The organism is Actinoallomurus acaciae (genome assembly GCF_042429965.1).
GTDB classification, from domain to species: domain Bacteria; phylum Actinomycetota; class Actinomycetes; order Streptosporangiales; family Streptosporangiaceae; genus Actinoallomurus; species Actinoallomurus acaciae.
On the sequence record NZ_JBHLZP010000258.1, the window covers coordinates 1 to 11,583 of the forward strand.

At 72.4% G+C, this 11,583-nt stretch carries 12 protein-coding genes; 5 read left to right on the forward strand and 7 right to left on the reverse strand.

What is annotated here, in order from left to right; genetic code table 11:
• Positions 1-71: 71 nt before the first annotated feature.
• Both ACFFNX_RS28910 and ACFFNX_RS28915 read right to left on the reverse strand, forming a co-directional pair.
• Positions 72-515, reverse strand: a complete 444-nt coding sequence (locus tag ACFFNX_RS28910) for an NEW3 domain-containing protein (RefSeq protein WP_378208835.1) — start codon at positions 513-515, stop codon at positions 72-74.
• Between the two features lie 150 nt (positions 516-665).
• On the reverse strand, positions 666-1,058 hold the full coding sequence (locus ACFFNX_RS28915) for a guanyl-specific ribonuclease (protein WP_378208837.1): 393 nt from the start codon (positions 1,056-1,058) through the stop codon (positions 666-668).
• Positions 1,059-1,257: 199 nt separating this feature from the next.
• Here ACFFNX_RS28915 and ACFFNX_RS28920 point away from each other — a divergent pair, with 199 nt between their 5' ends.
• From ACFFNX_RS28920 to ACFFNX_RS28930, 3 genes are all read left to right on the forward strand, one after another.
• Positions 1,258-2,727 carry an alpha/beta hydrolase gene (locus ACFFNX_RS28920; RefSeq protein WP_378208839.1) on the forward strand — a complete coding sequence of 490 codons (1,470 nt, stop codon included), beginning with the start codon at positions 1,258-1,260 and terminating at the stop codon, positions 2,725-2,727.
• A gap of 217 nt (positions 2,728-2,944) precedes the next feature.
• Positions 2,945-3,391 carry a universal stress protein gene (locus tag ACFFNX_RS28925; RefSeq protein ID WP_378208855.1) on the forward strand — a complete coding sequence of 149 codons (447 nt, stop codon included), beginning with the start codon at positions 2,945-2,947 and terminating at the stop codon, positions 3,389-3,391.
• A 123-nt stretch (positions 3,392-3,514) separates the two neighbouring features.
• Positions 3,515-4,594 (forward strand): alpha/beta hydrolase, encoded by a 1,080-nt coding sequence (locus ACFFNX_RS28930; protein ID WP_378208841.1) that lies wholly within the window; start codon positions 3,515-3,517, stop codon positions 4,592-4,594.
• Positions 4,595-4,652: 58 nt separating this feature from the next.
• Here the strand turns inward: ACFFNX_RS28930 and ACFFNX_RS28935 are convergent, their stop codons facing one another.
• Together ACFFNX_RS28935 and ACFFNX_RS28940 are read right to left on the reverse strand one after the other, a co-directional pair.
• Entirely contained in the window at positions 4,653-5,375 is a 723-nt protein-coding gene (locus tag ACFFNX_RS28935) for an ICP22 family protein (RefSeq protein WP_378208842.1), read from the reverse strand.
• A 3-nt stretch (positions 5,376-5,378) separates the two neighbouring features.
• Positions 5,379-6,113 carry a hypothetical protein gene (locus tag ACFFNX_RS28940; protein WP_378208844.1) on the reverse strand — a complete coding sequence of 245 codons (735 nt, stop codon included), beginning with the start codon at positions 6,111-6,113 and terminating at the stop codon, positions 5,379-5,381.
• A gap of 241 nt (positions 6,114-6,354) precedes the next feature.
• Between ACFFNX_RS28940 and ACFFNX_RS28945 the strand changes: the two genes are divergently transcribed.
• Positions 6,355-7,098, forward strand: coding sequence for an MBL fold metallo-hydrolase (locus ACFFNX_RS28945; protein ID WP_378208846.1), 744 nt, complete (start codon positions 6,355-6,357; stop codon positions 7,096-7,098).
• A gap of 58 nt (positions 7,099-7,156) precedes the next feature.
• On the opposite strand, the gene ACFFNX_RS28950 is transcribed toward ACFFNX_RS28945, so the two are convergent.
• From ACFFNX_RS28950 to ACFFNX_RS28960, 3 genes are read right to left on the reverse strand one after another with little or no spacing between them, the layout of a single operon-like run.
• Complete coding sequence (locus ACFFNX_RS28950) at positions 7,157-8,209, reverse strand: ABC transporter substrate-binding protein (RefSeq protein ID WP_378208847.1); 1,053 nt, start codon at positions 8,207-8,209, stop codon at positions 7,157-7,159.
• 12 nt (positions 8,210-8,221) lie between these two features.
• Positions 8,222-9,100 (reverse strand): ABC transporter permease, encoded by an 879-nt coding sequence (locus ACFFNX_RS28955; RefSeq protein WP_378208849.1) that lies wholly within the window; start codon positions 9,098-9,100, stop codon positions 8,222-8,224.
• Positions 9,090-9,926, reverse strand: coding sequence for an ABC transporter ATP-binding protein (locus ACFFNX_RS28960; protein ID WP_378208851.1), 837 nt, complete (start codon positions 9,924-9,926; stop codon positions 9,090-9,092). The genes ACFFNX_RS28955 and ACFFNX_RS28960 overlap by 11 nt, the downstream gene beginning before the upstream one ends.
• A 153-nt stretch (positions 9,927-10,079) precedes the next feature.
• Between ACFFNX_RS28960 and ACFFNX_RS28965 the strand changes: the two genes are divergently transcribed.
• A partial coding sequence (locus tag ACFFNX_RS28965) for an ATP-binding protein (protein WP_378208853.1) occupies positions 10,080-11,583 on the forward strand: 1,504 nt, incomplete at its 3' end.

Genomic DNA, 11,583 nt, shown 5'->3' on the forward strand with positions numbered 1-11,583 from the left:
GCATGCCACCAAGGTGGCATGCCCCGAACACTCACGAAGCGAAATCCCCAACATGATCTAGCTATGTAGTACTAGCGGCGCCCGACGACGATCACCTGGAACGAGGTCTCCGGGCCGGGAACGGTCAGCCGGCCGACGGAGCCGACGGCCCACGCGTGCAGTTGGACGGCGCCGAGCGGCTTGCGGACGACCATCGGAACATCGACGCTGACGCGGCGGCCGGCGTCGAGCCCGCCGAGTTCGCAGCGGAGGTTCGCGGCCACGTGCGTGCAGCCGGGCCCGTCCTTGACGGTCCAGCCGGTCGGCACCGACGCGGTGAGCCGTACGTGATCCAGGTGCCCGTCGCCGGTGTTGGTCACCGTCCAGCGGACGGTCTCGACCTCGCCGACCGTGGGACGCAGGTGGCTGGCCTGGCCGGTGACGGTGAGGTGGCTGCCGGCGCGCGTGGCGCCCGCGTCCGGTGCGAGGCAGAGCAGGCCGGCCGCGGCGAGCGTGGTGACGGTGAGTGTGCGCATGACGTACCCCCTGAGAAAGCGCCTGAAAGAGCGACCAGGTCAGACGCTGTCACCGAGGGCGGCGGGCTCGCCGCGATCACGCGCCGGTTTCGTCGACTCATTGCCCGATCGCGGCGAGCCGTTGGCCTAAGAGATCGCCCCCGGCGTCTCTCAGCAGCCGAAGTCGATGGCGTCGAACGTCACGTAGTGGTCCGAGGTGTAGTAGTCGGTGCCGCTCTCGGCGGTGACGATGCGCCGGGCCCCGCGGTCGGACGAGCCCGGCGTCTTGACGGTGTACTCGTGGTAGTAGCCCTGCGGCTCCTGCGGCAGGACGCCCTCACGGTTCTGGAAGACCTCGCCGTCCTGCGGATAGGGGTAGGGGCCGCCCTCGGCGATGAGCCCGAGGGTGTCGTCGGCCTCCGGCGGAAGCGCCGAGTGGCAGATGGTGCCGGTGGACAGCGGGGCCACCGACGAGTGGGCGGCGGGGGCCAGCAGGCCCGCCGTCGCCAGCGCGGGTATCAGGACGAGTGAGCGGAGACCGAGTCTCCTGCGGGGAGTACTCATGTCTAGAGACTTGCCAGTCCAGTCAGGGTCCAGTCAAGCTTCGGCGGATGAATTCGGGTGTCCGGCCGGTGGCGTTCGGGAAGGTGCCTGGAAACACACTGTTCACCGACATGACCGGCATTGTGGCCGATACAGGTCAGCGTACGGTTCCGGCGCCGCTCGGGTTTCCCCGGACGCGGTTCCGTGCAGACAATCCGGCATGCGATCACGAGACCTCCTTCGCCGGCCTCGCGAGCGTGCTCGCCGGTTCGCTCGCTCACGGGTACTCATCGCCGCGGCGGCGACCGCGCTGACGGCGGGCCTGGCCGGCCCGGCCTCGGCGAGTCCCGCGCCACGCCCGGCGTCCGCCGTGCCCGAACTGAAGAATCCCCATCCGTGCCAGGACCAGCCGGGGTTCACCTGCTCGACCCTGACCGTGCCGCTCGACCATCGCGGCCGGGTGCCGGGCACCCTGAACCTCCAGGTCGCGACCGCCGACAACGTCGGCGCGCCCAAGGGCACACTGCTCTTCCTCAGCGGCGGGCCGGGCCAGCCGGGCGTGTCGATCGCCGACCGGATCGCCCACCAGCGACTCCCGGAGATCGCCCGCCAGTACCGGTTCGTGCTGCTGGACCAGCGGGGGACGGGCCAGTACGGCGCGATCGACTGCCCGGAGCTCCAGGCGCAGGTGGGCAGCTCCGACATCGCCGCGCCGACGCCCGCCGCGGTCCGGCAGTGCTCCCGCATCATCGGCGACCGCAAGGGCCTGTACGGCACCGAGCAGACCGTCGGCGACTACGAGTCGCTGCGCCGGGCGCTCGGCGTCGACAAAATGGTCGTCGACGGAGTGTCGTACGGCACCTTCACCGCGGCGCGGTACGCGGCCGTCCACCCATCGCACGTCCGCCAGGTCGTGCTCGACTCGGTGCTGCCGCACGTCGACCCCGAGGCCGACGACGGCCTCTACCTCGTCGGCATGCACGCCGAGGCACGCGTGTTGCGCGACGCCTGCGCGTCGGCGCCCGCCTGCGGCTTCGACCCGGCCGACGACCTCGCCTGGGTGGTGCGGCACCGGAGCGACGCGGACGGCGTACGGATCTTCGACACGATCGTGTCGTATGAGTTCGCCGACCCGACGTACCGGAACGCCGGCGCCCTTCCCGGCGGGCAGGGCGACATCGTCGGCGCGCTGCACGCCGCCCGCCACGGGGACTCCTCGCGCCTGGACGCACTGCTCACCCTCTTCAAGCCCGGCGGTGACGAGCTCGCCGGTTACAGCTCCGGCCTGCACATCGACGCGTTCTGCTCCGACAGCGACTGGCCGTGGGGCCGCTCGGACACGTCACTGGCCGGCCGTCAGGCCCGCCTCGACGGCGCGCTGCGCCGGATCCCGCCGGAGCGGTTCTGGCCGTACACCCGCGCGACGGCCGCCGGCAGCGGCTTCACCCAGGAGTGCCTGCGCTGGCACGCGCGGCCGTCCGCGGAGCCGCCGGCCCGGCTGCCGGACGTGCCGGTACTGCTGCTGACCGGCGATCACGACCTGTCCACCCCGACAGAGTGGGCCTACGAGGAGGCGCGGCACGCCCCGGAGGGCAAGGTCGTCGTCGTCAAGGGCGCGTCGCACTCGATCCAGAACCGCGAGCTCGGCCACGCGGGACGCGACGCGGTGGCCGCCTTCCTCGGCGTGTGACCTGCGGGGGGGCCGGCCGTGGGAGCCGCTCCGTCGCGGGATGCCCGAGGGCGTCGGTGCCCGAGCGCCGCACTTCTGGCATCCTTGCGAATTCGTGAGCGCCCGTGGATCGGCACGGTGACGGCCGGCCCGCCCCGGCGGCCGGACACGTCCGCGCGCGGGCCATGACAGGCTGGACGCCTCCCGTCGGCATTCGGAGCGTGGTCGTGTGGTCGTGATGGTCTGGATCAACCCCGCCGCCGCATGGGAGAGCGCGGTGGACGCGGTCGCCGGGATGGCCGCCGACGAGATCGTGCTGCTCCTCGTCACCAAGGGCGGCGGCGTGGCGGCGCCCGACACCCTCACCGGCCTGCTCGGCCCCGCCGGCCACGAGCCCGGCGAGGCCTTCTCCGGCGTCGAGGAGGAACAGGCCGCCGCGCTGTTCGACGAGGCGGAGGCCCGCATGGGCCGTCCCGTACGCCGCCTGTGGGAGCGCGGCGTCCCCGAGCACGAGGTGGTCACGGCGGCGAGCGGCGCCGACCTGCTCGTGTGCGTACGCGACGGCGCCCCCGGCCTGCCGGGGCCCGACAGCCTCGGCCGCGCCACGCGTTTCGTCGTCGACCACGCGCCGTGCCGTGTTCTTCTCGTCTGGCCTGGGGAGGGCCCTTCGCGCGCGGGTAGGTGAACAGCGCACCACATCGAGGCGAATCCCGCCGGACGGCCGCCGGGTACGCCCTACAGTGCGTCCGACGGCAGCGGATGCATCGGACGCGTCTCGGGTGCCCGCGCCGATGTCTTGGGGGAGCCGATGGGCCTGACAGGTCTGCCACTGCTGGTGCTGGCCGTTCTTCTCGCGCTCGGTGCGCCGGTGGCCTGCCTGGTCCTGTGGAACCGCGTCCGCGGTCCCCTGGCGGCCGCGGGGCGGTTCACGATGATCGTCACCTCCCAGGCGCTCGCGCTGCTGCTCGGCGGAGTCGCGATCAACGATCACTACGGCTTCTACGCCTCGTGGGAGGACCTGGTCGGCGGCGGGACCGGCGAGACCGCCGCGATCCAGGCGGCCGGCCCGGCGGGAGCGGGCGTCGGGCGGGCCGACTTCCGGCGTGACCGGTCCCTCGGCGACGGCATCTACGACGCGACCTACGGCGGCGAGCGCTCCGGCGTCCGGTCGCGGACCCTCGTGTGGGTGCCGCCGGGGTATGACTCCCCGGCCGACGCCCACCGCACCTATCCGGTCGTGGAACTCCTGCCCGGCTTTCCCGGCAGCCCGTCGACGTGGTTCCACGCCGTACGGGGGGTCGGTGCGCTCCAGGACGCGGTCGCGGCCCACCGGGCCCACCCGTTCATCCTGGTCGCGCCCACGATGACGGTCGAACCGGGCCGCGACACCGAATGCGTCGACTTCCCGGCCGGCCCGCGCGTCGAGACCTGGCTGGCCGACGACGTGCGCACGGCGGTGACGAGCGCGTTCCGCGCCGAGCGCGGGCGCGCCTCGTGGGGGGTCATGGGGTTCTCCACGGGCGGCTACTGCGCGGCCAAACTCGCCCTGCGCCGGCCGGACCTGTTCGGCGCGGCGGTCAGCATGCAGGGCGACACGACGCCGCAGACCTCGCAGGTCCGCGCCGACCCGGCGCTGAACGCCCAGAACTCCCTGCCGGACATCCTTCGGGCCGGCCGGCCGCCGGTCGACCTCCTGCTCGCCGGCACCCGGCAGGACCGTGCGTCCTACCGCGAGCTCGTCCAGCTGGTGCCGCTGATCCGGCCGCCGACACAGGCGTTCGAATACGTGCTGAACGACGGCGGGCACAACGCGGCCGTGTGGAACTCCATGCTGCCGAACGCGTACGCCTGGCTCAGCGACCGGGTCTCGTCCCCGCGCCCCGCCTGATCCGGACGCGAGGAGGCGGCGGGCGCCCTGAGCGCCCGCCACCTCCTCACGTCCGTCATCAGTGGCCGAGGACGCGGTCGATCAGGGAGCCGTAGCCGCGCAGCGCCACCCGGAGCCGCTCGGTGTCGGACTCCTCGCCCTCGCCCCAGTGGCCGTCGAGCCGGTCCCGCAGCCGGCCCAGCGCCGCGACGAGCTCGTCCACGGCCTCGCCCGTCAGGGCGCTCGCCTGCCGTACGGCGTCCGCCGGGTCGTCCACGAAGTCGCCCTTGACGTCGCGCCAGCGCTTGCGGAACCGCTCGGCGGCGTCGGTGTCGATGAGCCGGTCGACGGTGAGCTCATCGGCGGCCGTCGGGGCCGCTTCGGACGGCTCGGCCTCGGCCGCATCGGTCGCCGTCTCCTCGTGGCCGGTCGCGCCGTCGGGCGCCTCGGCCGGTCCGGCGTCCGACGCGTCGGCCGTCTCCTCGTCGGCGGTCGAGTCCGAGAGGATGATCGGTTCCTCGGTGCCGAACGGCTCGCCGTAGTGGCCATGGCCGGCCTCGTCCTCGGCCGGCGCGTCCGTGGTCTCCTCGGAGGAGACCGGCTCGCCCTCCCGGCCGGTCGCGTTCCCGGCGGGCTCGGCGGAGGCGTCCTTCTCCCAGACCTCGCCGACCAGCGGTTCTTCCTCACCGGAGGCCGCGTCCCGCTGCTCGTCCTGGTCGGTGCCGGAGGTGGGCCAGCCGGCGACGGGCCGGTCCTCGGCGGGTGGGTGGGGGTCGTCCAACGGGTCGTGGTGGCCGTTCATCGCCTACGCTCCCTCGTCATCGCTGTCGCGCCGCGCGGTCCGCCCGCCGGCCGTGGTCCGTACGCGGTCCTTCGTCCCGGTCTCGGCCGGTTCGGCCGCCGCGTCCTCTTCCGGCGTCTCGCCGCGCGGGGCGGCGCCGGTCTCGGTCTCGGGGGTCCCGGCCGCGTCCGGCTCGGCGGCGTGGTCCGTGGCGTCCGCGTCGTCGCCGATGTCGAGCAGCTCGGTGAACAGCGCTCGGTAGTGCACCATGGCCTGCCGGAGGTCCTCGGTCGACGCCTGCCGCGTCTCGGCGCGGGCGCTGACGTCGTGGGCCTGCCGGTAGCGGTCGATCGTGGCGGCGTGCTCGACCGACAGGTCCGCGACCTGCTGCTCGTAGCTCCCGTCGGTGGGGTAGCCGCGCTCGCCCATCACCTGGTGGATGAGACGGTCGGCCTCGGTGACGGCGGTCTCCGGCGCGTCCACGAAACGCTCCTGGACCTGGCGCCACTCGGCGAGGTGCTGCTCGCGCGCCTCGGGGGCCAGCGGGTGGATCTCCAGCCGGTCGTGGCGCTTCTGCCGGGCGAGCAGCTCCTGCTCGGCCTCACGGGTGCTCTCGTGATCCTCCACCGCCCGGTCGTACTCGGGGCCGAAGCGCTGCTGCAGGCCGCGTCGCCGCGCCTGCGCACGGGCGAAGTACCCGGCGACGGCCAACACCACGAGCACGACTATGACGATGACGACCACTACGACGGTCGACATGGTTGCCTCCTGAGTTGCGGTTGCGAGCCTTCTCTGCCCGCGTAAAACGTCCTAAAACAACCAGGTCGGGCGCGGTGCCGGTATTGCGAAGTAGGAGAGTGACGGGGCCGTCCGTAATAGGGCCCGGATACGTATCGAGCCGGTCGCCATGTGTGAGATAACGGCGTCACGGACGCCACCGACCGACGTTCCGTGGCGAGTCGGTACGAGTCCCGACACGACCGAATGGGAGCTGACGCGAATGCGCATGACGGTGCTCGGCAGTTGCGGGGCGTGGCCCACGCCCGGACGCGCGTGCGGCGGCTATCTGATCGAGGACGGCGGGTTCCGGCTGCTCGTCGACCCGGGGTACGCCACGCTGCCGCGCCTGCTGCGGCACGTCGACGCGCGGGACGTGGACGCCGTCCTGGTCAGCCACGGCCATCCCGACCACTGCGCCGACCTGAACCCGCTGCTGCGGGCGCGGGCGCTCGACCCGGACCCGGCGCCGAAGCTGCCCGTCCACGCGCTGCCCGGCGCCCTCGACCGGGTCCTGGCCCTCGACCGGCCCGGCATGCTCGACGACGCCCTGGTGCTCCGCACCTTCACCGCGGGCGCGCGGTTCGAGATCGGCCCCTTCACGGTCGACACGTGGGCGCTGCCGCACTTCGTGCCGAACGCGGGACTGCGGCTGACCGGCGGCGCGAAGGTGCTGGCCTACACCGGGGACACCGGCCCGTGCCGCGAACTGGCCGAACTGGCCCGTGACGCCGACCTGTTCCTCGCCGAGGCGACCTACCCGGACGCCGTACCGGCCGAGGACGCGCGCTACCTGTCGAGCGCGCGGCAGGCCGGCGAGTGGGCCACGAAGGCCGGCGCCGGGCGCCTGATGCTGACGCACCTGTGGCCCGGCACGTTCGCCGTCCACGCGGAGGAGGCGGCCCGCCGGACGTACGCGGGACCGGTCGAGGTGGCGCGCGAGGAGGAGACCGTTCAGCTGGGCTGACCGACCGGCTGCGAAGGTCCGGTGCGGGCGCCGCCCGCACCGGACCTTCGCGCGTTCCCTACTGCTTGGGCGCCTTGGCGGCGAACTCGGTCGTGTAGGTCTTGGACAGGTCGACGCCGTCCTTCCTGCCCTTGACGTTCGGGGAGAACTGGGCGAGGACGTTCAGCACGTTCTTCGCGCCGTCGGCGGGCATCATGCCGTCCCCGTTGAACATGCCGATGCTGTCGGCGACCGCCTTCTCGTACAGCTTGGGGTCGCCGCCCGCGTAGTCGGCCGGCATCTTGGCCGCGATCTCGGCCGGCTTGTGCGCCTTGATCCAGCCGAGCGTCTTGACCAGGGCGTTCACCAGCTTCTGCACGGCCTGGGCGTGCGACGAGACGTAGTCACAGTTCATGTACAGGGAGCTGGACGGGTACAGGCCGCCGAGGGCGGCTCGCGTCCCCGCCTCGGTACGCATGTCCAGCAGGACCTTGCCCTTGCCGGTGTCGGTGAGCTGGGCGACGGTCGGGTCGGTCGTCATGCCGGCGTCGATGCCGCCGTTGTTCAGCGCGGCGATGAACGTCTGGCCGGCGCCCGCCTTCACCGTCGTGTACGCCGACGTGGGCACGCCGTTCTTGGTCGCGAGGTACTGCGTGAGGAAGTCGGTGGACGACCCGGGGCTGGTCACGCCGAGCCTGAGGCCCTTGAACGCCGCGGGCGAGGTGATCCGGCCCGCCTTGGGGGCCGAGACCACCTCGGCCTCGCCCGGCACGTCGGCGAGCTGCACCACGCTCTTGATGCACTTGCCCTTGGTCTGCAGGTCGATGGTGTGGTCGTAGAACCCGACGACGCCGTTCACGTCACCGGAGAGAAGCACGTTCTCCGCCTGGGCGCCGGCGGGCTCGGTGAGCAGCTGGACGTTGATGCCCTGTTCCTTGAAGTAACCGAGCTGCTCGGTCAGCTTCGCCGGCAGGTAGATGACCTTGTCGATGCCACCGACCATGATCTTGATGGTGTCGCCCTTCCCGCCGTTCCCGCTCGACGCGGAGGTGCGCGAGTCGCGACAGGCGCTGAGGGACAGGGCGGTGGCGGCGGCGAGTGCGGCCGCGGCGACGCGAGTGGCCGTACGCATGAGGGGGCTCCTTCAGATCTGTGCTTCGACGCTGGACGCGGGAGGACGCCAGCGCAGGAGGCGGCGTTCGAGCAGGGTGAGCAGCCACTCGGCCAGCAGGGCGATCACCGTGATGATGATCATTCCGGCGTAGATGCCGGCCGAGTCGAACGTGCCCTGCGCATGGTTGATGAGCAGGCCGAGGCCCTTGTCCGCGCCGCTGTACTCGCCGACGATCGCGCCGATGATCGCGAAGCCGAACGCCGAGTGGAGGGAGGCGAGGATCCACGACGTGGCGCTGGGCACGACGATCGAGGTCAGCACCTGCGTCCGGCTCGCGCCGAGGATCCGGGCGTTGTTCACCAGGTTCCGGTCGACCTCGCGGGCGCCCTGGAAGGCGTTGAAGAACACCGCGAAGAACACCAGGACGAACGCGGTCGCGATCTTGGAGGACATGCCGAGGCCGAACCAGATGACGAACAGCGAGGCCAGGATGATGCGGGGGATGGCGTTGGCCGCCTTGATGAACGGCGCGCACACGTCGGACAGGAAGCGGCTGCGGCCCAGCACGATGCCGAGCACGACGCCGCCCACGCTGCCGAGGGCGAAGCCGATCAGCGCCTCTTCCAGCGTGTAGGCGATCTGCGTCCAGATCGAGCCCTGCGAGGTGCCGCTGGTGAACCAGTCGACCAGCCGGCTCCAGATCGCGCTCGGCTTGGAGTAGTAGAACGGGTCGATCCAGTGGGTCGCGGCCAGCTCCCACGAGCCCAGCACGGCCACGACCAGCAGCACCCGCACGGTGTTGATGCCGATGAGGCGTCGCCGGCGGACGGCGCGGGCCTGGGCGATCGCGGCAGCCTGGCCGTCGTCGCCGACCCCGGTCTCGGTGGGTTCCCTGGTGTCAGGCAGCACGACCGGCACCCCTCTCACGGGTGATCTGGACCTCTTCGCGCAGCGAGTCCCACACCTCGCGGTAGATGTCGAGGAACTCCGGTGTGAGCCGGATCTCCTCCGCGTCGCGAGGCCGCTCCAGCGGGACGTCGAAGGACGCCTTGACCGTGGCGGGCCCGGCGGTCATCACCACCACGCGGTCGCCGAGCACGACCGCCTCCTCCAGGTCGTGGGTGACGAACACGACCGCGGCGCCCCGGGCCGTGCCGGCGCCCGACCACAGCCGCAGCAGCTCGTCCTGCATCAGGCCGCGCGTCTGCACGTCCAGGGCGGAGAACGGCTCGTCCATCAGCAGGATCGAGGGCTCGTTCACCAGCGTCTGGGCGAGCGCGACCCGCTTGCGCATGCCGCCGGACAGCTGGTGCGGGTAGTAGGCCTCGAACCCGCCGAGGCCGACCCGTTCCACCCATTCGCGGGCCTTCGCGCGGGCCTGCCGCCTGGCCGCACCTCGGTAGCGCGGGCCGGTCGCGACGTTGTCGAGCACCGAGCGCCAGGGGAGGACCGCGTCGCTCTGGAACATGTAGCCGACGCCCTCGGGGATGCCGCCGACCGGCGCGCCGTGCACCAGCACCTCGCCGCCGGAGGGGGGCTCCAGTCCGGAGACGAGTGAGAGTGTGGTGGACTTGCCACAGCCGGTGGGGCCGACCAGGGCCACGAACTCCCCGGAGTCCACGGTGAGGTCGAGGTCGCGGACGGCCGTGTGCACTCCGCCCGACGATGAGCGGAAACGCTTGGTGGCGCCGCGAAGCTCGATCGCGGGGCCGTCAGGGGTCTCTTGCGTGGGCATGCCGCCAGAGGCTACGAGCGTGTTTCGGGCGTGTTAAGCCTTGCCCGCGATGTGGTTACAAGCCGCGTTAACGGCGTTGACCGCATAAACCGGGGTTTTGCGCGTTCTGCGCGCAGAGCGGGAGAAGGCCAGGTCGGTTACGGTTTGCACGTCATGCCCCGGCGTCCCCGTATCCGCTTCGCCCACCAGGTGCTGATCCTGCAGATCGGCGTCGTGGTGCTCGTCGCCGTGACGGGGTACGGCATGGCCGCCTGGGTGCAGCGCGGCGAACTGCGCCACCAGTACGGCTGGCGCGCGCTGACCCTCGCCCGTGCCGTCGCCTCCGACCCCGTGATCGGCGACGCCGTGGCGAACGGCGACCCGCAGGGCGTGGTCGAGGACCGCGCGGAGCGGTTCCGCAAGGCCACCGGAGCGCTGTTCGTCGTCGTCACCGACCGGCGCGGCATCCGCCTGGCCCATCCCAACCGCGACGAGATCGGGCGGGAGGTCAGCACCGATCCGTCGGCCGCGCTGTCCGGGCACGAGATCATCGTCATCGAGCGCGGCACCCTCGGGCTGTCCGCGCGCGGCAAGGTCCCGCTCTATGACCACGTGGGGACCCTCGTCGGCGAGGTCAGCGTCGGGTTCGACGCGGGAGAGATCGACCGGCGCGTGCACCGCACGCTGGCGATCGCGGCCGGGTTCGCCGCGGGCACGGTCCTGCTCGGCGTGGCCGCCTCCGCCGGAATCGGCCGGCGCCTGAAGCGCCAGACCCTGGGGCTCGAACCGCACGAGCTCGCCGAACTGGTCCAGGAACGCGAGGCCGTGCTGCACGGGATCAGCGAGGGCGTGCTCGCACTCGACGACGGCGGCCGGGTGACGGTCTGCAACGAGGAGGCCGCCCGGCTGCTCGACGTCACGCCCGCCCGCCGCACCGCCGTCGCCGACCTGCCGGTGGCCGGCCGGCTCAAGGCCGTGCTGGAGGGCGAGGAGGTGCCGCCCAACCTGTTCGTCGTCTCCGGTGACCGGGTCCTCGTCGTCAACCGGCGCGAGGTCAGCCACGGAGGCCGCCGCCTCGGCGCGGTGATCAGCCTGCGGGACCGTACGGACGTGGAGTCGCTCGCGAGCGAGCTGGACGCGGTGCGTACGCTGTTCGACGCGCTGCGCGCCCAGCGGCACGAGTACGCGAACCGCCTGCACACCCTGTCCGGTCTGCTCCAGCTCGGTCATTATGAGGAGGCGGCCGGCTACATCCGGGCCCTCGCCGAGGTCCCCGCGGCCAAGGAGGAGCCGCCGGGCACCGTGCCCGACCCGTACCTGGGCGCCTTCCTCGCGGCCAAGGCCGCCGTCGCGGCCGAGAAGGGGGTCGAGCTGGAGATCGCCGAGACCACGTGGGTGCCGGGCCGGGTGTCCGAGCCGCTCGACGTGACCACGGTGCTCGGCAACCTCGTGGAGAACGCCCTGGAGGCCGCGAGGCTCGGCCGCCGCCGGCCCGCGCGCGTCGAGGTGGAGTTGCTCGGCGACGGCCATGACCTGCACGTCACCGTGACCGACTCCGGTGAAGGCGTGCCGGAGGACCTGAAAGAGGCGATCTTCCGCGACGGCGTGTCCACGCGCCAGACCGACGGCGAGCGGCCGCGCGGCCTCGGCCTCGCGATCGCCCGTACGGCGGCGCGGG

Coding starts and splice junctions, on each gene's coding strand:
- ACFFNX_RS28910 (WP_378208835.1), bottom strand. CDS start 515: ATGCGCACACTCACCGTCACCACGCTCGCCGCGGCCGGCCTGCTCTGC.
- ACFFNX_RS28915 (WP_378208837.1), bottom strand. CDS start 1,058: ATGAGTACTCCCCGCAGGAGACTCGGTCTCCGCTCACTCGTCCTGATA.
- ACFFNX_RS28920 (WP_378208839.1), top strand. CDS start 1,258: ATGCGATCACGAGACCTCCTTCGCCGGCCTCGCGAGCGTGCTCGCCGG.
- ACFFNX_RS28925 (WP_378208855.1), top strand. CDS start 2,945: ATGGTCTGGATCAACCCCGCCGCCGCATGGGAGAGCGCGGTGGACGCG.
- ACFFNX_RS28930 (WP_378208841.1), top strand. CDS start 3,515: ATGGGCCTGACAGGTCTGCCACTGCTGGTGCTGGCCGTTCTTCTCGCG.
- ACFFNX_RS28935 (WP_378208842.1), bottom strand. CDS start 5,375: ATGAACGGCCACCACGACCCGTTGGACGACCCCCACCCACCCGCCGAG.
- ACFFNX_RS28940 (WP_378208844.1), bottom strand. CDS start 6,113: ATGTCGACCGTCGTAGTGGTCGTCATCGTCATAGTCGTGCTCGTGGTG.
- ACFFNX_RS28945 (WP_378208846.1), top strand. CDS start 6,355: ATGCGCATGACGGTGCTCGGCAGTTGCGGGGCGTGGCCCACGCCCGGA.
- ACFFNX_RS28950 (WP_378208847.1), bottom strand. CDS start 8,209: ATGCGTACGGCCACTCGCGTCGCCGCGGCCGCACTCGCCGCCGCCACC.
- ACFFNX_RS28960 (WP_378208851.1), bottom strand. CDS start 9,926: ATGCCCACGCAAGAGACCCCTGACGGCCCCGCGATCGAGCTTCGCGGC.